Source organism: Streptomyces sp. NPDC025784, assembly GCF_055558435.1.
Genome location: NZ_JBVHMN010000001.1, coordinates 1,253,843 through 1,275,480 on the forward strand (window position 1 = coordinate 1,253,843; position 21,638 = coordinate 1,275,480).

General features: G+C 71.1%; 23 protein-coding genes. 6 read left to right on the forward strand and 17 right to left on the reverse strand.

The genetic code is table 11. The annotated features are described in order from the left end of the window. Window positions 1-406: 406 nt before the first annotated feature. The 7 genes from ACZ4IF_RS05460 to clpS form a co-directional block, all read right to left on the reverse strand. Window positions 407-1,357: a PLP-dependent cysteine synthase family protein gene (locus tag ACZ4IF_RS05460; RefSeq protein WP_345640929.1), complete on the reverse strand. Its 951-nt coding sequence runs from the start codon at window positions 1,355-1,357 to the stop codon at window positions 407-409. A gap of 17 nt (window positions 1,358-1,374) precedes the next feature. Beyond that, on the reverse strand, window positions 1,375-1,653 hold the full coding sequence (locus ACZ4IF_RS05465) for a MoaD/ThiS family protein (RefSeq protein WP_028804751.1): 279 nt from the start codon (window positions 1,651-1,653) through the stop codon (window positions 1,375-1,377). Window positions 1,654-1,798: 145 nt separating this feature from the next. Further along, window positions 1,799-1,900 (reverse strand): putative leader peptide, encoded by a 102-nt coding sequence (locus tag ACZ4IF_RS05470; protein WP_323186695.1) that lies wholly within the window; start codon window positions 1,898-1,900, stop codon window positions 1,799-1,801. Window positions 1,901-1,979: 79 nt separating this feature from the next. Beyond that, window positions 1,980-2,402, reverse strand: a complete 423-nt coding sequence (locus ACZ4IF_RS05475; protein WP_467559705.1) for a M67 family metallopeptidase — start codon at window positions 2,400-2,402, stop codon at window positions 1,980-1,982. A 143-nt stretch (window positions 2,403-2,545) separates the two neighbouring features. Beyond that, entirely contained in the window at window positions 2,546-3,997 is a 1,452-nt protein-coding gene (locus ACZ4IF_RS05480) for an amino acid permease (protein ID WP_467559707.1), read from the reverse strand. A gap of 330 nt (window positions 3,998-4,327) precedes the next feature. Beyond that, on the reverse strand, window positions 4,328-4,933 hold the full coding sequence (locus ACZ4IF_RS05485; RefSeq protein ID WP_359491664.1) for a DUF2017 domain-containing protein: 606 nt from the start codon (window positions 4,931-4,933) through the stop codon (window positions 4,328-4,330). A gap of 12 nt (window positions 4,934-4,945) precedes the next feature. Beyond that, window positions 4,946-5,263, reverse strand: a complete 318-nt coding sequence (gene clpS, locus ACZ4IF_RS05490) for an ATP-dependent Clp protease adapter ClpS (RefSeq protein ID WP_028804747.1) — start codon at window positions 5,261-5,263, stop codon at window positions 4,946-4,948. A 93-nt stretch (window positions 5,264-5,356) separates the two neighbouring features. Between clpS and ACZ4IF_RS05495 the strand changes: the two genes are divergently transcribed. Further along, window positions 5,357-6,685 (forward strand): nicotinate phosphoribosyltransferase, encoded by a 1,329-nt coding sequence (locus tag ACZ4IF_RS05495; protein WP_467559710.1) that lies wholly within the window; start codon window positions 5,357-5,359, stop codon window positions 6,683-6,685. Between the two features lie 197 nt (window positions 6,686-6,882). Next, the gene (locus tag ACZ4IF_RS05500; RefSeq protein WP_095934632.1) at window positions 6,883-7,467 is read left to right on the forward strand and encodes an isochorismatase family protein; all 585 of its coding nucleotides are present in this window, start codon (window positions 6,883-6,885) and stop codon (window positions 7,465-7,467) included. Between the two features lie 108 nt (window positions 7,468-7,575). Here the strand turns inward: ACZ4IF_RS05500 and ACZ4IF_RS05505 are convergent, their stop codons facing one another. Together ACZ4IF_RS05505 and ACZ4IF_RS05510 are read right to left on the reverse strand one after the other, a co-directional pair. After that, window positions 7,576-7,908, reverse strand: a complete 333-nt coding sequence (locus tag ACZ4IF_RS05505; protein WP_467559712.1) for a hypothetical protein — start codon at window positions 7,906-7,908, stop codon at window positions 7,576-7,578. Window positions 7,909-8,029: 121 nt separating this feature from the next. Continuing rightward, window positions 8,030-10,381 (reverse strand): immune inhibitor A domain-containing protein, encoded by a 2,352-nt coding sequence (locus ACZ4IF_RS05510; protein WP_467559714.1) that lies wholly within the window; start codon window positions 10,379-10,381, stop codon window positions 8,030-8,032. Between the two features lie 441 nt (window positions 10,382-10,822). On the opposite strand from ACZ4IF_RS05510, the gene ACZ4IF_RS05515 reads away from it, so the two are divergent. Continuing rightward, window positions 10,823-11,107 (forward strand): hypothetical protein, encoded by a 285-nt coding sequence (locus tag ACZ4IF_RS05515; RefSeq protein ID WP_179332442.1) that lies wholly within the window; start codon window positions 10,823-10,825, stop codon window positions 11,105-11,107. A gap of 58 nt (window positions 11,108-11,165) precedes the next feature. Here ACZ4IF_RS05515 and ACZ4IF_RS05520 read toward each other — a convergent pair whose 3' ends face one another. Further along, complete coding sequence (locus tag ACZ4IF_RS05520; protein ID WP_467559716.1) at window positions 11,166-11,948, reverse strand: RDD family protein; 783 nt, start codon at window positions 11,946-11,948, stop codon at window positions 11,166-11,168. Between the two features lie 93 nt (window positions 11,949-12,041). Then, window positions 12,042-13,700, reverse strand: coding sequence for an RDD family protein (locus ACZ4IF_RS05525; protein WP_467559718.1), 1,659 nt, complete (start codon window positions 13,698-13,700; stop codon window positions 12,042-12,044). Window positions 13,701-13,944: 244 nt separating this feature from the next. Here ACZ4IF_RS05525 and ACZ4IF_RS05530 point away from each other — a divergent pair, with 244 nt between their 5' ends. Then, window positions 13,945-14,418 (forward strand): SsgA family sporulation/cell division regulator, encoded by a 474-nt coding sequence (locus ACZ4IF_RS05530; RefSeq protein WP_426675494.1) that lies wholly within the window; start codon window positions 13,945-13,947, stop codon window positions 14,416-14,418. A 19-nt stretch (window positions 14,419-14,437) separates the two neighbouring features. Here ACZ4IF_RS05530 and ACZ4IF_RS05535 read toward each other — a convergent pair whose 3' ends face one another. Continuing rightward, a complete protein-coding gene (locus tag ACZ4IF_RS05535) occupies window positions 14,438-15,853 on the reverse strand; it encodes an FAD-binding oxidoreductase (protein WP_467559720.1) in 1,416 nt (471 codons plus the stop codon). Between the two features lie 92 nt (window positions 15,854-15,945). Here ACZ4IF_RS05535 and ACZ4IF_RS05540 point away from each other — a divergent pair, with 92 nt between their 5' ends. After that, window positions 15,946-17,634 carry a tetratricopeptide repeat protein gene (locus ACZ4IF_RS05540; protein WP_467559722.1) on the forward strand — a complete coding sequence of 563 codons (1,689 nt, stop codon included), beginning with the start codon at window positions 15,946-15,948 and terminating at the stop codon, window positions 17,632-17,634. Window positions 17,635-17,667: 33 nt separating this feature from the next. Here ACZ4IF_RS05540 and nthA read toward each other — a convergent pair whose 3' ends face one another. From nthA to hppD, 5 genes are all read right to left on the reverse strand, one after another. Beyond that, window positions 17,668-18,252, reverse strand: a complete 585-nt coding sequence (gene nthA / locus ACZ4IF_RS05545) for a nitrile hydratase subunit alpha (protein ID WP_467559724.1) — start codon at window positions 18,250-18,252, stop codon at window positions 17,668-17,670. Beyond that, window positions 18,242-18,529 (reverse strand): SH3-like domain-containing protein, encoded by a 288-nt coding sequence (locus ACZ4IF_RS05550; RefSeq protein ID WP_467559726.1) that lies wholly within the window; start codon window positions 18,527-18,529, stop codon window positions 18,242-18,244. Before ACZ4IF_RS05550 ends, nthA begins: the two co-directional genes overlap by 11 nt. Then, a complete protein-coding gene (locus ACZ4IF_RS05555; protein ID WP_467559728.1) occupies window positions 18,522-18,875 on the reverse strand; it encodes a hypothetical protein in 354 nt (117 codons plus the stop codon). Before ACZ4IF_RS05555 ends, ACZ4IF_RS05550 begins: the two co-directional genes overlap by 8 nt. Window positions 18,876-18,879: 4 nt before the next feature. Further along, window positions 18,880-19,797, reverse strand: a complete 918-nt coding sequence (locus tag ACZ4IF_RS05560; RefSeq protein WP_467559730.1) for a phage baseplate protein — start codon at window positions 19,795-19,797, stop codon at window positions 18,880-18,882. A gap of 88 nt (window positions 19,798-19,885) precedes the next feature. Beyond that, window positions 19,886-21,031 carry a 4-hydroxyphenylpyruvate dioxygenase gene (gene hppD / locus ACZ4IF_RS05565; protein WP_467559732.1) on the reverse strand — a complete coding sequence of 382 codons (1,146 nt, stop codon included), beginning with the start codon at window positions 21,029-21,031 and terminating at the stop codon, window positions 19,886-19,888. Between the two features lie 122 nt (window positions 21,032-21,153). On the opposite strand from hppD, the gene ACZ4IF_RS05570 reads away from it, so the two are divergent. Continuing rightward, window positions 21,154-21,624 (forward strand): Lrp/AsnC family transcriptional regulator, encoded by a 471-nt coding sequence (locus tag ACZ4IF_RS05570; protein WP_359491795.1) that lies wholly within the window; start codon window positions 21,154-21,156, stop codon window positions 21,622-21,624. Window positions 21,625-21,638 lie beyond the last annotated feature (14 nt).

Below are 21,638 nucleotides of genomic sequence, written 5' to 3' on the forward strand. Positions count from 1 at the left end.
ACCCCGAGGCGGTGGTCGCCCGCGCACCGCGGGCCGAGGCGGTGATTGCCCGCGCACCGTGGGCCGAGGCGGTGATTGCCCGCGCACCGCGGGCCGAGGCGGTGATCGCCCGCGCACCGCGGGCCGAGGCGGTGATTGCCCGCGCACCGCGGGCCAAAACTGCGGTCACCCGCGCACCACGGGCCGCGACGACGGCTGCCTGCCCACCGCGGGCCGAGATGACGAGGTGTCCGGCGTCAGAGACGGGGCCGTCCCGGCGCGGCTGCGCTGGGACGGGGACCGGCGCTCCTCGCCCGTGCCGCCGGACCGGAGGGGTCATCGCTCGCCCGCGCGGGCGGGCCGGACGGGCCGCCTGTCGCGCGCGTGGGCGGACCGGACGGGTCCGTGGACCCGTCCGGTGGGCGCATCACGCCCAGAGCTGGCCCTGGAGCGTCTCGATCGCTTCCTCCGTGGTGGCCGCCGTGTAGACGCCCGTGGAGAGGTACTTCCAGCCGCCGTCGGCGACGACGAAGGCGATGTCGGCGGACTCGCCCGCCTTCAGCGCCTTGTTGCCGACGCCGATCGCCGCGTGCAGTGCCGCGCCGGTGGAGACGCCCGCGAAGATGCCCTCCTGCTGGAGCAGTTCCCGGGTGCGGGTGACCGCGTCCGCCGAGCCCACGGAGAAGCGGCTCGTCAGGACCGAGGCGTCGTACAGCTCGGGCACGAAGCCCTCGTCGAGGTTGCGCAGACCGTAGACCAGGTCGTCGTAGCGGGGTTCCGCGGCGACGATCCTGACGTCGGGCTTGTGCTCGCGCAGGTAACGCCCGACGCCCATCAGGGTGCCGGTGGTGCCGAGGCCCGCCACGAAGTGCGTGATGGAGGGGAGGTCCGCGAGGATCTCCGGACCGGTCGTCGCGTAGTGCGCTCCCGCGTTGTCCGGGTTGCCGTACTGGTAGAGCATCACCCAGTCGGGGTGCTCGGCCGACAGCTCCTTGGCGACGCGGACGGCGGTGTTGGAACCCCCGGCGGCCGGGCTGGAGATGATCTCCGCGCCCCACATGCCGAGCAGGTCACGGCGCTCCTGGGAGGTGTTCTCGGGCATGACGCACACCATGCGGTAGCCCTTGAGCTTGGCCGCCATGGCCAGCGAGATGCCGGTGTTGCCGCTCGTCGGCTCCAGGATCGTGCAGCCGGGGGTCAACCGGCCGTCCTTCTCCGCCTGTTCGATCATGTGCAGCGCGGGGCGGTCCTTGACCGAGCCGGTCGGGTTGCGGTCCTCCAGCTTGGCCCAGATCCGGACGTCCGCGGACGGCGACAGCCGCGGCAGGCGCACCAGAGGGGTGTTGCCCACCGCGGCGAGCGGGGAGTCGTAGCGCATGAGGGATCAGCGGCCTATCAGGCCATGCCGCCGGCGACGGCCGGCAGGATCGTCACGGTGTCGCCGTCGGACAGCTTGGTGTTGATGCTGTCGAGGAAGCGGACGTCCTCGTCGTTCAGGTAGACGTTGACGAAGCGGCGCAGCTTGCCCTCGTCGACGATGCGGGCCTGGATGCCCGTGTGCCGGGTCTCGAGGTCGGCGAACAGCTCGGCGAGGGTGTCCCCGGTCCCCTCGACGGCCTTCTGGCCGTCGGTGTAGGTGCGGAGGATGGTGGGGATGCGGACCTCGATGGCCATGGTTGCGGGCTCCTGTCGGAAGTAGTCAGGGTCGGTGCGCCCCCTGCTCCGGCGAAGCCGGGAGCTCGGGGGAAGGCGCGCTACGGGGGCGAAGCAAGGGGCACGTGGCGTGCGGAGCCGCGGCTCACGGCCGTACGGCGGCAGGTCAGCGCGTACAGATGGCGCTCTGCAGCCTGCACAGGTCGACGTGCAGCCGCGCCACGAGCAGCATGCCCGGCGTCTTGTCGCTCACGTCAGGGGAAACCATGGGCTCATCGTATCGATTCCCGGTCCGGGTCCCGGAATGTGATCTCATATTCCGGACGCCTTTCGGCCGCCAGGTGAGATCAGTAGGACTCCACGACGGTGACCTCCTCCTCCGTCACCTCGCCCTCCACGATCCGGTAGGAGCGGAACTGGAAGGGTCCGGCGTCGTCCGCGTCGGCGGTCGAGACGAGCACGTAGTGGGCTCCGGGCTCGTTCGCGTACGAGATGTCCGTGCGGGACGGGTAGGCCTCGGTGGCCGTGTGCGAGTGGTAGATCACGACCGGCTCCTCGTCGCGGTCGCCCATCTCGCGGTAGAGCTTCAGCAGGTCACCGGAGTCGAACTCGTAGAAGGTGGGCGAGCGGGCGGCGTTGAGCATCGGGATGAAGCGCTCGGGGCGGCCGGTGCCCGCCGGGCCGGCGACGACGCCGCACGCCTCGTCCGGGTGGTCCTGCCGCGCGTGCGCGACGATCTGGTCGACGAGGGCCTGGGTGATGGTCAGCATGCTGGTCAGGATAAGCAGAAGGGCCGCCCCGTACCGAAGGGTGGTACGGGGCGGCCCAGATGGTGAGCGCTCAGGCCCGGAGGGCCTGGCCGCGCGGCCCTGCCGGGTCCGCCCGCGCGGCCCTCAGGGCCCGAGGCGCCGGCTCAGCCGACCTTCTCGAGCTCCGGCTCGCGGCGCTCGGCGACCTGCGGGTTCCGCGCCTTGAGGACCGCCCAGCCGATGCCGAGGGCGACGGCCCAGCCGGCCATCACGTAGAGGCAGACGCGGGAGTCGGCGTCGTACGCGATCAGTCCGGTGACGAAGAGCAGGAACACGACCGCGATCCAGCTGCACTTCGCACCGCCCGGGGCGGGGAAGGAGGACGCGGGCAGGCGGCCGGCGTCGACCGCGCGGCGGTACAGGATGTGGCTGATCAGGATCATCAGCCAGGTCCAGATGCCGGCCGCGGTGGCGACGGAGGTGACGTAGCCGAAGGCCTTCTCCGGGACGATGTAGTTCAGGACCACGCCGATGCCCATGAAGAGCATCGAGACGGTGATGCCGATGGCCGGGGTCTTCGTCGAGGAGAGCTTGTTGAAGACCTTCGGGGCCTCGCCGTTGTCCGCGAGGGTGCGCAGCATGCGGCCCGTGGAGTACATGCCCGAGTTGCAGGAGGACAGGGCCGCGGTGAGCACCACGAAGTTGACGATGCCGGCGCCGGCGGGGATGCCGATCATGGCGAACGCCTTCACGAAGGGGCTCACACCTGGTGCGAACTCGGTCCACTTCACGACGCAGAGGATGACCGTGAGGGCACCGACGTAGAAGAGGGCGATGCGCCAGGGCAGGGTGTTGATGGCCTTCGGGAGCGTCTTCTCGGGGTTCTCGGACTCGCCCGCGGTGACGCCGACGAGCTCGACGGCGAGGTAGGCGAACATGACGCCCTGGAGGGTCATCAGGGAGGAGCCGATGCCCTTGGGGAAGAAGCCGTCGAACTGCCAGAGGTTGGAGACCGTCGCGGTGTCACCGGCGGAGCTGAAGCCGAAGGTGAGCACGCCGAGGCCGATCACGATCATGCCGATGAGCGCGGTGACCTTGACCATCGAGAACCAGAACTCGATCTCGCCGAACAGCTTCACCGAGATCAGGTTGGCCACGAACAGGACCACCAGGAAGACCAGCGCCGTCACCCATTGCGGGACGGACGGGAACCAGTAGTGGACGTAGATCGCGGCGGCCGTCAGCTCGGCCATGCCGGTCACCACCCACATCAGCCAGTACGTCCAGCCGGTGAAGTAGCCGAAGAACGGGCCGAGGAACTCGCGGGAGTACTCCGCGAAGGAGCCCGAGACGGGGCGGTACAGCAGGAGCTCGCCGAGCGCCCGCATGATGAAGAAGATGATGACGCCGGCGAGGGCGTACATCAGGATGAGGCTGGGTCCGGCCTTGGCGATGTTCGCCCCGGCTCCCAGGAAGAGACCGACGCCGATGGCGCCGCCGATCGCGATCATCTGGACCTGACGGCTGCCGAGCCCGCGCTCGTACCCCTCTTCGAGGGTGTCGCCGCCCACGGCCTCACTGCCGTCGTACTGCTTGTCGACCTGCGATGAGGTCATGTCGGTGCGCCTTTCTCCATGCCGACCCGAGCCAGTCCCTTGGCTTCGGATCGGGTCCCGATCCCCCCGGATGGTGGAGCTTTGTGCCTGGCCGGCGATCCGCCGGCTCGGTGGCGCACCCGGCGGGACATGGGTGGTGTCCGCCGGGCGGTCGTGAAGATTTATCACGGCCGCAACAGAGATCGGGGGCGGCCGGTGTGCGGCACGCCACAGGAAGAACCGGACAAATAAGGACTCCGGTCCGCATTGCGGGCCGGAGCGGTGACGCGATCGTTATTCGGATTTGAGCGTCCGTTGAGCGAACATCAGGGGGTGATTTGTCCTGACAGTTCAGGGCATAAGGGTGGTCACCAGGGTTTCCTGGAGACCGCCGAGCCAGAGGTAGGCCATCACCATCGGCTTGCGCGGGTCCTCGTCCGGGAGCCGGTAGAGGTGGTCGGTGTCGTCCTCGTCGGTGACGTCGAGCCGGGAGCCGATCGCGAGGCGCAGGTCGTTCAGGGCGCGCAGCCACGACTGGGACTCGTCCAGGGACAGCTCGAGGACGGCGGCGCCGTCGCCGCCGGGGGTCAGCGCGTCCAGGGAACGGATCACCGTGAGGGCGTTCTCCCGCTTGGCCGCGCGCAGGTCGTTCTCGGTGAAGCGGCGGAACTCCGCGGAGTGGGCGCGCTGCTCCTCGGCCTCCTCGGGCGTGGCCGCCTCGACGCCGGGGCCGCTGTAGGCGTCGGGGAACAGACGCTGCAGCACGGGGTCGCTGGGCGGCTCGCTGGGGCCCTCCGCGAACAGCTCGGCGAGCGGGTCGTCCGGGGCGTTCTCCGCGGGGCCCGGGCCGATGAGCTCCAGGAGCTGCACGGCGAGGGAGCGGATGATGGAGATCTCGACCTCGTCGAGCGCGACGGCCGCGCCGCCGCCGGGGAGCGGTTCGAAGTGTCCAGGCATGGAGTGAGTTCGCTACTTCCGGTCCTGCTGAAGGGTGGCCCACAGACCGTAGCCGTGCATGGCCTGAACGTCGCGTTCCATCTCCTCGCGCGTGCCGCTGGAGACGACGGCACGACCCTTGTGATGGACGTCGAGCATGAGCTTGGTGGCCTTGTCCTTCGTGTAGCCGAAGTACGTCTGGAAGACATACGTCACATAGCTCATCAGGTTGACCGGGTCGTTGTGGACGATCGTGACCCAGGGGACGTCCGGCTCGGGTACGGCGAAGACCTCCTCGGCCGATTCGGTCTTTTCGATCTCTAGGGGTGCGGGAGCCGTCACATCGCCCATGCTGCCACCAGAGAGGGGGGCCCGCACAAACGGGCCCCTCTAAACGGGGGCCCTAAATCGTCAGAGTGACGAAATGGGGGTACGATCCCGTCCATGAACACAGCGGGCCTCGGGCTGCCGGTGGATGTCCCCTCGACAGCGCTCTTCACGGACCAGTACGAGCTGACGATGCTGCAGGCCGCGCTCGCGGCGGGGACCGCCGAGCGCCGCTCGGTCTTCGAGGTCTTCACGCGCCGCCTGCCCGAAGGGCGGCGGTACGGAGTGGTGGCGGGCACCGGGCGCGTCCTCGACGCCGTCGAGAACTTCCGCTTCGAGGCGGACGTCCTCGGCTTCCTGCGCGAGCGGGGCATCGTCGACGAGCCGACCCTGGAGTGGCTCGCCTCCTACCGCTTCAGCGGGGACATCTGGGGCTACCCCGAGGGCGAGGTGTACTTCCCGGGCTCGCCGATCCTGCGCGTCGAGGGCTCCTTCGCGGAGTGCGTGCTCCTGGAGACGGTGATCCTCTCGATCCTCAACCACGACTCGGCGATCGCCGCGGCCGCCTCCCGGATGACCTCCGCCGCCGGCGACCGGCCGCTGATCGAGATGGGCGCCCGGCGCACCCACGAGCTCGCCGCCGTGGCCGCCTCGCGGGCCGCCTACATCGGCGGGTTCGCGACCACCTCCGACCTGGCCGCCGGGTTCCGCTACGGGATCCCCACGGTGGGCACGTCCGCGCACGCCTTCACCCTGCTGCACGACCGGGAGCGCGACGCCTTCCAGGCGCAGGTGGACTCGCTCGGCCGGGGCACCACGCTGCTCGTGGACACCTACGACGTCGCCGAGGCGGTCCGCACGGCCGTCGAGGTCGCCGGGACCGACCTCGGTGCCGTGCGCATCGACTCCGGCGACCTGCTGCTCGTCGCGCACCGGGTGCGGCAGCAGCTGGACGAGCTGGGTGCGACCAGCACGAAGATCGTCGTGACCTCGGACCTGGACGAGTACGCGATCGCCTCGCTGGCGGCGGCACCGGTGGACGCGTACGGCGTCGGCACCCAGCTGGTCACGGGGTCCGGCCACCCCACCTGCTCGATGGTCTACAAGCTGGTCGCCCGCGCCGGCTCGACGGACGCGAGGGCCCCGCTGGAGCCGGTCGCCAAGCGGTCGAGGGGCGGGAAGACGTCCATAGGCGGCCGCAAGTGGGCCGCGCGGCGCCTCGACGACCGCGGGGCCGCCGAGGCCGAGGTGATCGGTACCGGGCCGGTGCCCGACGAACTGGCCGAGCGACTGCTCCTGGTCGAGCTGGTCAAGGGCGGTCAGGTCCTCGCCCGCGAGCCCCTGGACGTCGTACGCGACCGGCACTTCGCCGCCCGCGCCGACCTCCCGCTGTCGGCGACCCAGCTCTCGCGCGGCGAGCCGGTCCTCCCCACCGAGTACCTCTGAGACACCGGGAGCCGGGTGCGGCGGAAGGGGCCCGGCGCATGAACCTCCGGTGAGCGGGAATGCAACGGCAGCGTGCCTGCGCACCTCGCGGAAACCGTTTGCCCCCTCCCGCACCGCACCGGAAGTCTCTAGGCTCGGTAGTTCAACGGCCGGGCCCGCACCCTCCCGTCGCATCCCACCGTCGAAGGACACCGACCATGCGCCGCGCCTTGATCGTCGTAGACGTGCAGAACGACTTCTGCGAGGGAGGCAGCCTCGCGGTGGCCGGGGGTGCCGACGTGGCCGCCGCCATCACGGAGCTGATCGGGCAGGCGCCCGCCGGCTACCGGCACGTCGTCGCCACCCGTGACCTCCATGTCGCCCCCGGCGGCCACTTCGCCGACAATCCCGACTACGTGCACTCCTGGCCCGCGCACTGCGTGGCCGGCACGGAGGGCGTCGGATTCCACCCGAACTTCGCCCCCGCCGTCGCCTCCGGCGCGATCGACGCCGTCTTCGACAAGGGCGCGTACGCGGCGGCCTACAGCGGCTTCGAGGGCGCCGACGAGAACGGCGTCCCGCTGGCCGACTGGCTGCGGGCCCGCGAGATCGACGAGGTCGACGTCGTGGGCATCGCGACCGACCACTGCGTACGGGCGACCGCGCTGGACGCCGCCCGCGCGGGCTTCCGCACGCAGGTGCTGCTCGACCTCACGGCCGGGGTGGCCGAGGAGACCACCGAGCGGGCGCTGGAGGAGCTGCGCGCGGCCGGTGTGGAGCTCACCGGCAAGCCCGTCGTCTAGGCACGCGACCGCGTCGTCCGGCCACCTCGTCCGGGCGTGCCGCTCGCGTGCCCGCGGCGCCGACCCGCGGCCCGCCGCTCACGAAGAGTCACAGGCGATCGCGGATGGTCACATCTGGGGTGTCGGACGTCTGAGCAGGGCCCTGACGGGATGCCACAGCTCCTGGGAGAGCTCGACACCGTTGTCGGGTGCGGTCCGCCATATGAGGCCGTCCGGGTGGTGCAGGACCGCGGTGACCTCGTCCGGAGTGGGCGGGGCCGCGTTGCCGCGGAGGTAGACCGCCCGCAGCCCCAGGTTCCGCAGCCGGGTCAGGGCGCGGGCCCGGTTCTGGGCGAGCACCAGGAAGCGCACGCAGCCGCCCGCCGAGCCCGCCGGACTGGGCAGGTTCAGCGCCACCACCACGCTGCCGTTCGGCAGCTTGCAGAAACCTCCTGCGGCCATGCAGTCACACCCCCGTGCGGACCGGTGTCAATAAGAAAACCACAGCACGCACCTAAACACGATCGGCGGCAACCCGCCAGGGGGTTGCCGCCGATCGCCTTCTGACCTGCGTAAACGCGGTCTACTTCACCGCAGGGTCCACCCGGAGCGAGATCGTCGAGCCGTCCTTGGCCTCCTTGACGATCGTGATCTTGGTGTTGGTGTCAGTGATCTTGACACCACCGGTGGGGTTCCGGTTGTCGTAGTAGTCGCTGGTGTGGTCGTTGAAGACCGACACACCCTTCGACGACGGGATCTTCGTCGCGACGTCCGCGCTGTGCAGCGTGATGCCGTCCGTGCGGTACAGGCTGAACGTCGAGTCGTAGGCCTGGATGCGGTTGCGCATCAGCGTCCCGTTGTCCCACCACAGGGCCTTCGGGTGCGAGTCGACGGGCAGCGCGAGGCCGACACCCGGGTGCTGGCTGGTGTTGTTGTCCGCCTGCGAGGTGTCCCACTTCCAGATCAACAGGCCGTTCTGGTACGGGTAGTGCTCCACCCAGTCCGGACGGGTCGTCGAGAAGCCGAAGTTGTACGGGCCGACCTTGAGGGTCTTGTCGTACGAGACGTACTGGCGGTTCTCCGCGAGGTAGTACTGCGCGTAGTCCTTGGTGAACGAGGCGCCGATGCGGGAGAAGCCCGCCGCGGTCCAGGCGGCGTCCGCCGACTCGGCGTTGTCCGAGAAGAGCGGCGTACCGTCCGCGGTCACGGAGATCTCGTCGGCCGCGAAGCCCTTCTGCGCCACGCCGCCGTCGGTCTGGTAGCGGAAGCGGAGGTCGATCTTCTTGCCGGCGTAGGCGTCGAGCGAGTACGACAGCTTCTTGTAGCTGTCGACCGTGCCGGTCAGGGCGGGCTTGTCACTGCCGTCGCGCGGGATGGCGGCGCCGTCCACCGTGCCGTCGAGAGCGGTCCAGTTGGCGCCGCCGTCGGTCGAGACCTCGGTGTAGAGGTAGTCGTAGTTCGCCTCGATGTCGTACCAGCCGTCGAGGGTCAGCTTCGCCGCCGACTTGCCCGTGAGGTCCACGGAACGGGTCAGCGTGTTCTTGAGGTTGTCGCCGCTGCCGCTCCACCACTGGGTCGAGCCCTGCGCGGGGTTCACGACCGTGGTCGTGACCGCCTTGTCGGGCAGCGAGACGACGAGCGCCTGCTTGTTCCAGGTGTTGTACTCGGCGACGCCCAGCTTGTGCGTGGACTGCTTGCCGGCCTTGGCCGTGTCGTAGTTCAGCCAGCCCAGCTGCAGCTTGTCCCAGGCGTTGAAGTCGCCCGGCAGGTCGCCGATGGACTCCTTGCCGGTGCCGAGCCACGAACCGGAGGACATCAGGGTCCAGAAACCGGTGGAGTTGTCGCCGCCGGCGGTGTCGTAGTGGTCCGGCAGACCGAGGTCGTGGCCGTACTCGTGGGCGAAGACGCCGAGTCCGCCGTTCTCCGGCTGGATGGTGTAGTCGCCGACCCAGATGCCGCTGGAGCCGATCTGCGCGCCGCCCAGCTTGTTGTTCGCGGGGCCGGTGGCGCCGGCGTCGGTGCCGAAGGCGTACCAGCGGTGGGCCCAGATCGCGTCGGTGCCCTCGACGCCGCCGCCCGCGGACTCGTCCTCACCGGCGTGCACGATCTGGAAGTGGTCGATGTAGCCGTCGGGCTCGTTGAAGTTGCCGTCGCCGTCGTAGTCGTAGCGGTCCCACTGGTCGAACCGCGCGAGGTCCGCCTTGATGGCCGCGTCGGACTTGCCGGCCGCCTTCTGCTCAGCGACCCAGGCCGTGACGCCGTCGCTGACGACGTTCCACACGCTCGGGCAGTTGGTGGAGCCGCAGGCGTTGTTGCCGTAACGGGCCTCGTTGTAGGGGACCTTGACCCAGTCCGCGACCTCGCCGTCGACCGAGTAGCGGCCCGAGGACTGCTTCTCGTAGAACTTCTTCATCGACTCGGTCTTCTTGCCGGTGCCGAAGTAGAGGTCCTGGAAGTGCTTCTGGTTGTAGTCCGCCTGCCAGGCCGTGCTGTTGTCCTTCTTGCGGTCCGGCGCGGCGATCTTGTTGTGCAGCGGTCCGGCGCCGCCTCCGTACTTCGGGTCCGTCTTGTCGCCGAACTCGACCAGGATCGTGAAGATCTTGTCGGTCTTCTCGCGACCCAGCTCGACGTACTTGCTGTCGCCCTTCTTGCTCTTCAGCTGGACGACCTGCGAACCGTTGCGGTTCTGCACCTTGGCGTCACCGGATATGACCTGGTTCAAGGCCTCCTGGCGCTGCGCGTCCTGCGTCTTGCTGAGCGGCCCGTCGAGGTCGTGGTCGACCGTGTTCTTGGCCGGCATCGGGTCGTGGCGGTCCGCACGCACCGACGGCGCGTCGTCGGCCTGGGCCACGGCGAACGTCGAGAACGTGGCGGTGGCCGCCGCGAGGGCGACGCCCACCGCGGTCGCTCTGAACGTCCATGGTCTGCTGGTCACTTGATGTCCTCCCCCGCGTCCGCTCGCGCGGAGGGGGGTCCCGGTCTCAGGAGTGTCCGCGCGCGTATACGCGATTCAAGTGACGACATTCGACCGGAGTTGACACAGAAAAAACAGACCTTGACTTGAACCTGGCAAGTACACTATACGGAGCGGGCGTTCGGTATCCGAACGCCCCGAAACACCCCCAACGGGCGCGTCCACATGTCCACTTGATGGACGTAATGACTCCGTGCGCCCCCTGTGCTCCGGCACCGTGGGTAAGGTCACGCTTACCGGTCGTTCCACTCGGGCATGCAGGCGAATAGAGTCGATTGGCGGAGCGTCGGAAGTCGGCGGAAAGCCAAGTCGACACCGTTGTCTCACCCCCGATTCTTATCCGCACCCTCCCCCATCGCGAGAGGCACGGGGGGAGTACCCCCATCCGAGGACACGATTGCCATGCCTCGTCCGACCGCCGCACAGCTCGCCTACGGTTCCTGCACCGTGATCTTCTCCACCCTCGCCATGCTGTTGCTGTCTCAGACGAGTTCGGGCCTGGGGATCGCACTGATCACCGTCTCGGCACTCGCGCTCGGTCTGCTCGTCGCCATGACGGTGCCGTTGCCGAGGACCGCGCCACCGGCCGCGGCTCCGGCCGCCCGGCCCGAGCCGCGGCGCGTGCCCGTGCAGCGGGAGCCCGTCTCCGCCGGTGTCGACCCGGTGCGGGAGCCGACGGCCTCCTGACGACACGACGGCGGGCCCGTGGATCACGGGCCCGCCGATCCGTTGTCCCTCCCCCGCCTCAGCCCGCGCTGACCACCACCGTCTTGGCCGCCTTGTCGTGCAGGCCCTGCTTGTAGGGCTTGTCGAAGAAGCTCCAGCCGCCGGCGATCGCCGTCCAGATGCACGCGCAGCAGAACGCGAACGGCAGCCACAGGACCAGCGACCGGATCAGCATGGTCTGCACGGAGGGCGTGGCGCCGTTGTCGAGGTCGGCCACCCGCAGCTTGAACAGCTTCTTGCCGAGGGTCTGGCCCGTCCTGCTCATCATGATCGTGTCGTAGGCGACGAAGAGGACGGCGGCGATCACCTCCTTCCCGAAGGAATCGGCGAACTGCATCTTGTCCGTGTCCACGGTGTACTGGCGGAAGCCGAAGGCCAGCGACACCAGCCACACCACGATGCCCACCAGGATCATGTCGATGATCCTCGCCAGCACCCGCTTGCCGCTGTCGGCGAGCGGAGGCATGCCGGCCAGCGGGTCGCCGCCGTAGGGCCCTCCGGGGCCGTAGGGATCGCCGCCGCCCCCGCCGTACGGAGGCGGCTCTCCGCCGCCGTAGGGGGGCGGCTGGCTGCCGTAGGGGGTGTCGTACGGTGAGCCGCCGCCGGGAGGCGGGGTGCCGCCCGGCGGCGGAGCGCCGTCGCCCGGGGGCGGAGCGCCCCATCCGGGAGGCTGCGAGCCACCGCTCGGGGACGCCGGGCTGTCGTACGGCGAACCGCCGCCCTCGGCGGGCGGGGGCTGCTTCTTGAACGGGTCGTCGTCCGGTGGCTGGCCGGACCCGGGGGGCGGCGGTTCGCTGCTCATGGCCCGAGTCGACCGCGAACCCTCCCCCGCCGCATCCGGCGAGCGGCCGTCCGGGGGACCACCGGCTCCCGGCGCCCCGCTGGGGACCGGGGCCTAGGAGGACGCCACGAAGGTGTGGGCCGCCTTGTCGTGCCAGCACTGACGCCACGGCTTGTCGAACAGGCACCACAGCACCCCGACCACACCGACGACCAGGATCCCCGGGACGCTGTAGACGAGCCAGCGGCGCAACGCCAGGCCGAAGCCCGGCGGTTCGTGGGCCTCGATGTCGCGCACCTCCAGGCCGAAGAGCTTCTTGCCCAGCGTGCGGCCCCACTTGGCGGTGGGCAGCGCGTCGTACAGGACACCGAAGACGAGCAGGACGGCGAGGACGATGCCGAGACAGCTGCCGGTCGTGCCGTCGAGCAGCCAGACCGTCACCTTCTCACCGGACAGCTTGGCCGCGTCGATCTTCTCGTTCACGTGGTCGATCGCCCTGGTGCCCAGCGGTACGGCGGCCACGGCGGTCACACCGGCGAGGACGACGGTGTCCACGAGCCGTGCGGCGAGCCGCTTGCCGAGGCCGGCGGGCCGCGCCGCCGCCTGCCGTCGCGCCGCGGCCTGGAACACGTCGTCGACCGGCGGCTTCCACGGCGTGACCGGCCGGTCCTCCTCGGCCGGGGCACCCGCGAGCCGGTGCACCTGCTGTGCCCAGGAGGGCTGTCCGCCACCGGGACCGGAGGTCACGGGAGTGGAGCCGCCGGACTGCTGGGGGACGGCCGGAGCCGGAGCCGACGGTGCGGCGGCGTTCCGCACCGCGCCGGCGGCCTGCGCGGCCTGCCCGGCGCCGAAGCCGCCCGCCGGCGGGGCACCCGCGCCGGACGGTCCGGACGCGGCGGGACCGCTCGGCGTGCCGGACGTGGCGGGAGCACCGGACGCGGCGGGGCTGCCGGACGTGCCCGCGGCCGGGGCCGTGCTCCCCGTCTGCGCCCCGCCCTGTCGGTCCGTGCGCGGGGAGAGCGCGCGGAAGGCCATGGTGCCTTCGGCGGGAGGGGAGTCCTGGGCGCCCTGGGAGCCGGGTGCGGCGGAGCCGGTGTTCCCTGCTTCCTCCGCACCGCCGGAACCCTGGCCGTCCTCCTGGCCCGCGGGCCGCACCGGTCCCGTGGGCCGGCGGAAGACGACGGTGCCGCCGGACGCGGGAGGCTGAGCGCCGCCGGCGGAGTCCGCGGGCGGGATCGTCGCCGTGCCGTCCGTGCGGGCGGACACGCCGTCGGGCTGCACGGCCGGTTCTGCGGGCTGCGCGGCACGCGGCACGCGGGGGTCGACACCGTGCGGCGCGCCCCAGGAGACCCGGCGGTCCTGCTCACCGCCGAAGCCTGTCTGCCGGGACCGGTCGGCGCCCCACGCGCTGGCGGGTTCCGGCCGGCTGCCGTGCTGCGCGTCGGCCGGCGACACCCGCGGGGACGGATCGGCGGGCTGCGGGTCCTCGTCGAAGAAGTGCGGCCCCGTCTCCTCCGTCGTGGGAGTGGCCGCCGGTTCGCGCGACGTCCCGTGCGGGGCCGAGTACTCGGGCGAAGGTGCCGGTGCGGGCACATGGACGGGGCCCGCACCCGGCGGAGGCGCGAGCCGTTCGCCCTCGGACGGCGCCGGACGGCTCGTGCCCGGCACCCAGGCAGCGCCGTTCCAGTACCGGACGTATCCGGGGATGGAGGGGTCCGGGTAATACCCTTCGCGGGGCCTGTCGTCGCCGGGGGCCGGGGTTGGGGCGCTCATGTCCGTCGTCCCGTATCTGCTCGGTGGTCACTTGGGGGCTCCACATCTACCAGACCGGCGCTCCCGCCACGGCCGCTCCCGCCGTACCCACCCCTTTCGGGCGCGGATCCGCCACGTACGACCGTGATCCGGAACCGGTCCGGAAAAAAATCCGCGGAACCCGCGTAATGGTTCCGCGGCGACGCGCTCTCCACTCGTACGGGACCGCCCGACGGCCCCGTACGACGAAAGGAAGCGCACCGGCATGAACACCGTCGTGGAACGCGAACTCGAGCTGAGGCTCGTCCTGTCGCCCGAACGCAGCATCCCCGTCCCGGCACGGCTCACCTACCGCGCCGACGACCCGTACGCCGTCCACATCACCTTCCACATCGGCTCCGACCACCCCGTCCACTGGACCTTCGCCCGCGAGCTGCTCGTCGAGGGTGTGTTCCGGCCGTGCGGTCACGGCGACGTGCGGGTGTGGCCGACGAAGGTCGCCGGGCGCAGCGTCGTCCTGATGGCGCTCAGTTCGCCGGACGGGGACGCCCTGCTCGAAGCGCCCGCCGCGCAGGTGTCGGCCTGGCTGGAGCGCACCCTGCGGGCGGTCCCGCCGGGCACCGAGGCCGAGGAGCTCGACATCGACGACGGTCTCGCCGAGCTGCTGGCGCCGACCCCGGCCGACGACCTGTGGATGGGCGACCCATGGCCCTCGGACGAGTCCAGGGACGGGGAGTGACGCCCGGCGCGCGGACGGATCAGAACAGCTTGCCCGGGTTCAGGATGCCCAGCGGGTCGAAGACGTCCTTGACCGCCCGCTGCATCTCCACCCCCACCGGGCCGATCTCGCGCGCCAGCCACTCCTTCTTCAGGACGCCCACGCCGTGCTCGCCGGTGATCGTGCCGCCGAGCTCCAGACCGAGGGCCATGATCTCGTCGAAGGACTCGCGGGCGCGCCGGGACTCGTCGGGGTCGGCGGCGTCGAAGCACACCGTGGGATGGGTGTTGCCGTCACCCGCGTGCGCGCACACCCCGATGGTCAGGGCGTACTTCTCCGCGACGCGTTCGATGCCTTCGAGCATGTCGCCGAGCCGGGAGCGCGGCACGCACACGTCGTCGATCATCGTGGTGCCCTTGACCGCTTCGAGCGCGGTGAGGGACAACCGCCTTGCCTGGAGGAGGAGTTCGGACTCGGACGCGTCCTCGGCCGGCACCACCTGGGTGGCGCCCGCGGCCTCGCACAGCGCGCCCACGGCTGCGAGGTCGGCCGCCGGGTCGTGGGTGTCGAAGGCCGCGAGGAGCAGTGCTTCGGTGGTCTCCGGGAGGCCCATGTGCGCGAGGTCGTTGACGGCCTTCACCGTCGTGCGGTCCATGAGTTCGAGCAGGGACGGGACGTGGCCGCCCTCCATGATCCGGCACACGGCGTCACAGGCGGCGCGCGCCGACCCGAACTCGGCGGCCAGCACCAGCTGCGCGGGCGGCTGCGGCCTGAGCGCGAGGACGGCCCGGACGACGATGCCGAGGGAGCCCTCGGAGCCGACGAACAGGCGCGTGAGGTCGTATCCGGCGACGCCCTTCGCGGTGCGGCGGCCGGTACTCATCAGCCGTCCGTCGGCGAGGACGACGTCCAGGCCGAGGACGTACTCGGCCGTCACCCCGTACTTGACGCAGCACAGGCCGCCGGAGGCCGTGCCGATGTTGCCGCCGATCGTGCACATCTCCCAGCTGGACGGGTCCGGCGGGTAGTAGAGCCCGTGTTCGTTGACCGCGCGGGAGAGCGTGGCGTTGACGACGCCGGGTTCGACGACGGCGATCCGGTCGACCGGGTTGATCTCCAGGATGCGGTCCATCTTGGTGAGGGACAGCACGATGCAGCCCTCGGAGGCGTTGGCGGCGCCGGACAGGCCGGTGCGCGCGCCCTGCGGGACGACGGGGACGCGCAGGTCGCTGGCGGTCCGCATGACGTGCTGGACCTGCTCGACGGTGCGCGGGAGGACGACGACGGCGGGCGTGCCCGCCTCGCAGAAACTCGCCATGTCGTTGGCGTACGAGGCGGTGACGTCCGGGTCGACGAGGACGGATTCGGCCGGCAGGCCGCCGCGCAGGCGGTCCACGAGGTCGCCGGTCGCCGCCGTGGCTTCGTCGTACGGGGCTTCGATACGGCTCATGATCACAGGTTCGCACCCGCGGCCATCGGTGTGAACCCCATCCGCGCGAGGCTTGCCGTACCGCGATGTGGTCTTCGTATTGACGCACAGTGAGCCGCATGGAGAACGAAGAGCGACAGCCGGTCCTCACCGGGCTTCAGCCGCACGGGCCGGCCGCTCCGCGGCGGCGCCCCCGCACGGTCCGGCGCGTGCTGATCGGTATGACGGCCGGCGGCGGTGTCCTCGCCGGTGTGCTGGTGCTGCTGCCCGTGCTGCGGCCCGCCACGGCACCGCGGCCCGCGCCGGGTTCGGTGGCGCGGGCGATGACGGCGGTGGGGGCCGGGGTTCCGGTCGCGCTGCCCGATCTGAAGGCGCTCATCGGGGATCGTGAGGCCCATGTGCGGGCCCATCCCCGGGACGGCCAGTCCTGGGCGGTGCTCGGCGGCGCGTACCTGGAACAGGCCCGGCGGACCGCGCTGCCCGCGTACTACCCGAAGGCCGAGCAGGCGCTGCGCACCTCGCTGCGGGTCAGGACGCAGGGGAACGTGGAGGCGCTGGACGGCTTGGCCGCTCTCGCCGACGCCCGCGGCGACTTCCGCGAGGCGAAGAAGTGGGGCGAGGCCGCGGTGGAGCTGGCGCCGAAGCGATGGACGACGTATCCGCTGCTCATCGACGCGTACCGGGGTCTCGGGGACTTCAAGGCCGGCCGCAAGGCGCTCGACAAGCTGACGGCGCTGCACACCGGACCGGCCGTGCAGGCGCAGGCCTCACGGGTGTACTGGGACCGCGGCTGGCGCGAGGACGCGGTGGCCGTGATCACGGACGCGGCGGCGGGCGCGGGGAGCCCCGCCGAACAGGCGGTCCTCATGGAGCAGACCGGTGAGCTGGCGTGGGAGCGCGGCGAACCGGAGGAGTCACTGCGCTACTACCGGGCCGCGGTGCGCGCCGATCCCGACGAGCACGGAGCGCTCGCCGGACAGGGGCGCGCGCTGGCGGCGCTGGGGCGCAGCTCGGAGGCCGTGCGCGCCTACCGGGCGGCGATCGCCGAGCGGCCCACGCCCCGGTACGCGCTGGAGCTCGGCGAGCTGTACGAGAAGCTCGGCATGGACGCCGACGCGCGCACCCAGTACGACCTGCTGCGGCAGCGGGTGCGGAAGGAGAGCGCGGAGGGCGTGGACGACGAACTGGTCCTCGGGATCTTCGAGGCGGACCACGGCGACCCGCTGGAGGCGGTGTGGCGGCTGCGCGAGGCGTGGGAGCGGCACCCCAGCATGCCCGTCGCGGACGCGCTGGGCTGGGCACTGCACCGGGCCGGGGAGGACGAGGAGGCGATCAAGTTCGCCAACCGGATCACGGACAAGGAGCACGGCGGCGGGGTGCGCAGCGCGCTGTACATGTACCACCTGGGCCAGATCGAACTGTCCCTGGACCGCACCGGCTCGGCCCGCCGCCACCTCTCCGAGGCGCTGCTCCTCAATCCGCACTTCTCCCCGCTGCTGGTGCCGCAGGCCCGGCAGGCCCTGGCGGACCTGGGCGAGCCCCCGGACGTGGGGCCGGAAGAGCTGGAGGCGGAGGAGCCGGAGGTGGCACCGGCCGTGGGGGCGGCCGGCGCTCCGGCTCCGGCTCCTGCCCCGGCACCGGCTCCGGCTCCGGCTCCGGGGACGGGCACGGCGCCGACCGCCGGCACGGGCAGGACCCCGTCCGGGGGCGCCACCCGCACCCCGGCCGCCTCCTCCCCCGCCGCCCCGGCCCAGCCCTCCGCCGGGCCCACGGCGGCATCGACGGCGCGTCACCCGGCGACGCACTGAGCGGCCGCACGCCGCCGGACGGGCCCGTGCGGTTCAGACGGCGGCGGTGCCGATCAGCGCGTTGCGGGTGACCAGGGCGGCCAGTTCCGTCTCGTCGAGGGACTCCGTGCCGGCCGGGCGGCGCGGCAGGACCATGTAGCGGGTCTCGGCACTGGAGTCCCAGACGGAGATCTCGGTGTCCGCGGGCAGGCCGAGCCCGAACTCGACCAGCACCGCGCGGGGTTCGCGGACGACGCGGGAGCGGTAGGACTCGGACTTGTACCAGCTCGGGGAGGGGCCGAGAAGCCGGAGCGGGTAGCAGGAGCACAGCGTGCAGACGATGACGTTGTGGAGGGTCTCCGTGTTCTCGACGACCCGCAGCCGCTGGTACGAGCCGTCCATGAAGCCGAGTTCGCGGACGGCCGCGGTGCCGTCGGCCAGCAGACGGGACCTGAAGGCCGGGTCGGTCCAGGCCCGGGCCACCACCCGGGCGCCGTTGGCGGGGGACGCGCCCGACAGAAAGGCGTCGATCACCTCGTCCAGCGCGCCGCCCGAGAGCACCCCCTTCTCCTCCAGGAGGGTCTCCAGGCGCCGCACCCGCCGGGAGATCAGGGCGTCGTCGTGATGGTCACCGCTCATCTTCGGGGTCCTCTTCCAGATAGCTTTCCCACAGGTCCAGTACGACGCGGTGGTCGCCCTCGCCCCACAGGTCGCGGGCCGCGAACCGGACCGCGTAGACCTGCTCGACGGGGGCGTCGTCGCGCCCCTGGGCGCTGACGTCGGCGAGCTGCGCGCCGCCCTCCGCCTCGACGACCACGCCGCGCTTGCCGCGCGCGTAGCGGGGCAGGCGGGTGTGGTGCGGCGGGTCGTGGGGGTAGGTGCGCACGAGGTCGCCGGGCGCGAAACGGTCAGGCATCGGGTCCGCCCGGCTGTCCGGGGCCGGCGGACCCGCCGGGCCGCGCGAGGCCGTCCGGCCCGTCCGCGCCGTCCAGTTCACCCGGTGCGAGGACACCCTTGCGTTCCAGCAGGGCGCAGATCGCGATGAACCACCGCTCGTAGTACGACGTCGTGAGGTACTGCGTCGGCGGGATGGACTCGATGGCGTCGCGGAACTCGTTCGTGTTGAACAGCCCTTGCGCGCGCAGGGCGTTGAAGAGGCCGACGACCCGGGCCTCCCAGTCGGCGTGGAAGGGTTCGGTGTCGTCGGTGGTGTCGACGGCGCCGAACCCCTGCATGCCGCCCACGTCGTTGATCCTGGCCATGCGGTCAGACTACGTCCGGGGGCTGCGGCTCAGGGGGCGTGAACGGCTTGCAGTAGACGGAGAACCTGCGGGCCCCCCGCTCGCCCGAGGCGAGCCCGATGCACAGCCGCAGGCCCCCGGCGCGGCGGACGGCGAGGCCCTCGGGTTCACGGTGGTCGAGCGAGTACCCGGCCTCCGTGCGTGCCCGCTGCATCAGCGCGCCGGTGCGGACGTCGAGGCGGGAGACGTACGTGTTGCCGTGCCCGGAGGGCGGGTTGGCGGTCTCGTCGTACGCCGCGCCCGCGAGCTGGTAGAGGTGGTCGCCGTGCAGCGCGTACCCCTGGAACGGGACCGCGGGGTCCGGGTGGGCGCCGGTCTGCGGGAAGTCGGCCAGGTGCGCGGTGTAGTCGCCGGCGACGAACGCGTCGAGGTCCCAGACGCGGTAGCGCGGCACGCCGTCGACGCGGTGGCGTACGGCGATGCGGCGCGTGGCCATGCAGACGGCGGGCTGGTTGCCGGTCGAACCCGGTACCGGTCGGCGGACGTGGACCTGGCCGCGGGTGCGGGTGGCTCCGTCGACGAAGCGGAAGCGGGTCACGCCCTGCCCGTAGCCGTCCACCGCGTCGGCCTCGGTCCAGATCCACACGGTGCCGTCGGAGGCGTTCTGGACGCCCATGGACACGCCGTGGCCGAAGCCCGGCAGGTACATGTGGCCGAGCCGGTCGCCGTCCTGGTCGAGCCGGGTCAGGCACAGGTCGCCGGCCTCGCCGCCGCCCTCGGTGACCTGGAGCACGTAGAGATGGCCGTTCACCTCGTCGAAGGCGAACGACTGGAGGATCGTCGGCTCCCGGAGCGTGTCCTTCTTCCACAGCCAGCGCTCGGACGGTGTGGTCAGGTCGACCGGTTCGTCGACGGTGGTCCTGTCGGACCGCGGATCACCCATGCGGCCTCGTCCCTCCCGCGTCCCGTGGGCGCCCCCGTGGCGCCCACAGGACTTGAGAGTCCCCTCCCGGCCCCGCCGGTTGCGGGTTCTACAGGTTGCCGCGCTTCTCCTGTTCGCGCTCGATCGCCTCGAACAGCGCCTTGAAGTTGCCCTTGCCGAAGCCCATCGAGCCGTGCCGCTCGATGATCTCGAAGAAGACGGTCGGACGGTCCTGGACCGGCTTGGTGAAGATCTGCAGGAGGTAACCGTCCTCGTCGCGGTCGGCGAGGATCTTCAGCTCGCGGAGCGTGTCGATGGGCACCCGGGTGTCGCCCACCCACTCGCCGAGGGTGTCGTAGTAGGAGTCCGGGGTGTCGAGGAACCGGACGCCGGCCGCGCGCATGGTGCGTACGGTCTCCACGATGTCGTTCGTGTTCAGCGCGATGTGCTGGACGCCGGCGCCGCCGTAGAACTCCAGGTACTCGTCGATCTGGGACTTCTTCTTGGCGATGGCCGGCTCGTTGATCGGGAACTTGACCTTGAGCGTGCCGTCGGCGACGACCTTGGACATCAGCGCGCTGTACTCGGTCGCGATGTCGTCGCCCACGAACTCCTTCATGTTCGTGAAGCCCATGACCTTGTTGTAGAAGCCGACCCACTCGTTCATGCGGCCGAGTTCGACGTTGCCGACGCAGTGGTCGATGGCCTGGAAGGTGCGGTGGGCGGGCGGCTCGACGATCGGTTCGGCGGCGACGAAGCCGGGGAGGTAGGGGCCGTCGTAGCCGGAGCGGTCGACGAGCGTGTGGCGGGTCTTGCCGTAGGTGGCGATCGCGGCGAGGACGACGGTGCCGTGCTCGTCCTTGATCTCGTACGGCTCGGCGACCGAGCGGGCGCCGTGCTCGATGGCGTAGGCGTACGCGGCGCGCGCGTCCGGCACCTCGATGGCCAGGTCGACGACGCCGTCGCCGTGCTCGGCCACGTGCTCGCCGAGGAAGCGACCCCAGTCCGTGGCGGCCTTGATGACGGAGGTGAAGACGAAGCGCGCCGAGCGGTTCTCGAGGACGTACGACGCCGTCTCGCGGCTGCCGTTCTCCGGTCCGGAGTAGGCCACGAGCCGCATGCCGAACGCGGTGGAGTAGTAGTGCGCGGCCTGCTTGGCGTTGCCGACGGCGAAGACGACCGCGTCCATTCCCTTGACCGGGAAGGGGTCGGCCTGCCGGGCGGTGTCGGGAGTGTGGTGTGTGGTCTGCGTCATGCGCGCAGACTCCCTCTGTTCCACAAGGTGCGCAATAGTTCGCGTATTCACTGGACAATATGCTCAAGCAGAGGGCCGCCCCTTCGGGCTTTCTGTACATGATGACCATCTCGGAGGTCCGCATGGCGATCGATCATCTGGACGGCCGGCTCATCGTGCTGCTGGCCGAGGAACCGCGCATCGGGGTGCTGGAGATGTCCCGGCGGCTCGGGGTCGCGCGCGGCACCGTGCAGGCGCGGCTCGACCGGCTTCAGTCGAATGGCGTCATCCGGGGCTTCGGGCCGCAGGTCGATCCGGCCGCCCTCGGCTACCCCGTGACGGCGTTCGCGACGCTCCAGATCCGGCAGGGGCAAGGCCCCGACGTGCGAGCGCACTTGGCGACCGTCCCGGAGATGCTCGAACTGCACACGACGACCGGCAGCGGGGACATGCTGTGCCGTCTCGTCGCCCGCTCGAACGCGGATCTCCAACGTGTGATCGACCGGGTTGTCGGTTTTGATGGCATCGTCCGGGCCTCCACGGCGATCGTCATGGAGAACCCCGTTCCGCTGCGGATCATCCCGCTCGTGGAACAGGCGTCGGGAGACAGCTGACGTCCGTGGCCCCG

What these genes read in the sequence shown, in the direction of transcription:
- ACZ4IF_RS05460 (WP_345640929.1), bottom strand. Translation starts at nt 1,357, where the DNA reads ATGCGCTACGACTCCCCGCTCGCCGCGGTGGGCAACACCCCTCTGGTG.
- ACZ4IF_RS05465 (WP_028804751.1), bottom strand. Translation starts at nt 1,653, where the DNA reads ATGGCCATCGAGGTCCGCATCCCCACCATCCTCCGCACCTACACCGAC.
- ACZ4IF_RS05470 (WP_323186695.1), bottom strand. Translation starts at nt 1,900, where the DNA reads ATGGTTTCCCCTGACGTGAGCGACAAGACGCCGGGCATGCTGCTCGTG.
- ACZ4IF_RS05475 (WP_467559705.1), bottom strand. Translation starts at nt 2,402, where the DNA reads ATGCTGACCATCACCCAGGCCCTCGTCGACCAGATCGTCGCGCACGCG.
- ACZ4IF_RS05480 (WP_467559707.1), bottom strand. Translation starts at nt 3,997, where the DNA reads ATGACCTCATCGCAGGTCGACAAGCAGTACGACGGCAGTGAGGCCGTG.
- ACZ4IF_RS05485 (WP_359491664.1), bottom strand. Translation starts at nt 4,933, where the DNA reads ATGCCTGGACACTTCGAACCGCTCCCCGGCGGCGGCGCGGCCGTCGCG.
- clpS (WP_028804747.1), bottom strand. Translation starts at nt 5,263, where the DNA reads ATGGGCGATGTGACGGCTCCCGCACCCCTAGAGATCGAAAAGACCGAA.
- ACZ4IF_RS05495 (WP_467559710.1), top strand. Translation starts at nt 5,357, where the DNA reads ATGAACACAGCGGGCCTCGGGCTGCCGGTGGATGTCCCCTCGACAGCG.
- ACZ4IF_RS05500 (WP_095934632.1), top strand. Translation starts at nt 6,883, where the DNA reads ATGCGCCGCGCCTTGATCGTCGTAGACGTGCAGAACGACTTCTGCGAG.
- ACZ4IF_RS05505 (WP_467559712.1), bottom strand. Translation starts at nt 7,908, where the DNA reads ATGGCCGCAGGAGGTTTCTGCAAGCTGCCGAACGGCAGCGTGGTGGTG.
- ACZ4IF_RS05515 (WP_179332442.1), top strand. Translation starts at nt 10,823, where the DNA reads ATGCCTCGTCCGACCGCCGCACAGCTCGCCTACGGTTCCTGCACCGTG.
- ACZ4IF_RS05520 (WP_467559716.1), bottom strand. Translation starts at nt 11,948, where the DNA reads ATGAGCAGCGAACCGCCGCCCCCCGGGTCCGGCCAGCCACCGGACGAC.
- ACZ4IF_RS05525 (WP_467559718.1), bottom strand. Translation starts at nt 13,700, where the DNA reads ATGAGCGCCCCAACCCCGGCCCCCGGCGACGACAGGCCCCGCGAAGGG.
- ACZ4IF_RS05530 (WP_426675494.1), top strand. Translation starts at nt 13,945, where the DNA reads ATGAACACCGTCGTGGAACGCGAACTCGAGCTGAGGCTCGTCCTGTCG.
- ACZ4IF_RS05540 (WP_467559722.1), top strand. Translation starts at nt 15,946, where the DNA reads ATGGAGAACGAAGAGCGACAGCCGGTCCTCACCGGGCTTCAGCCGCAC.
- nthA (WP_467559724.1), bottom strand. Translation starts at nt 18,252, where the DNA reads ATGAGCGGTGACCATCACGACGACGCCCTGATCTCCCGGCGGGTGCGG.
- ACZ4IF_RS05550 (WP_467559726.1), bottom strand. Translation starts at nt 18,529, where the DNA reads ATGCCTGACCGTTTCGCGCCCGGCGACCTCGTGCGCACCTACCCCCAC.
- ACZ4IF_RS05555 (WP_467559728.1), bottom strand. Translation starts at nt 18,875, where the DNA reads ATGGCCAGGATCAACGACGTGGGCGGCATGCAGGGGTTCGGCGCCGTC.
- ACZ4IF_RS05560 (WP_467559730.1), bottom strand. Translation starts at nt 19,797, where the DNA reads ATGGGTGATCCGCGGTCCGACAGGACCACCGTCGACGAACCGGTCGAC.
- hppD (WP_467559732.1), bottom strand. Translation starts at nt 21,031, where the DNA reads ATGACGCAGACCACACACCACACTCCCGACACCGCCCGGCAGGCCGAC.
- ACZ4IF_RS05570 (WP_359491795.1), top strand. Translation starts at nt 21,154, where the DNA reads ATGGCGATCGATCATCTGGACGGCCGGCTCATCGTGCTGCTGGCCGAG.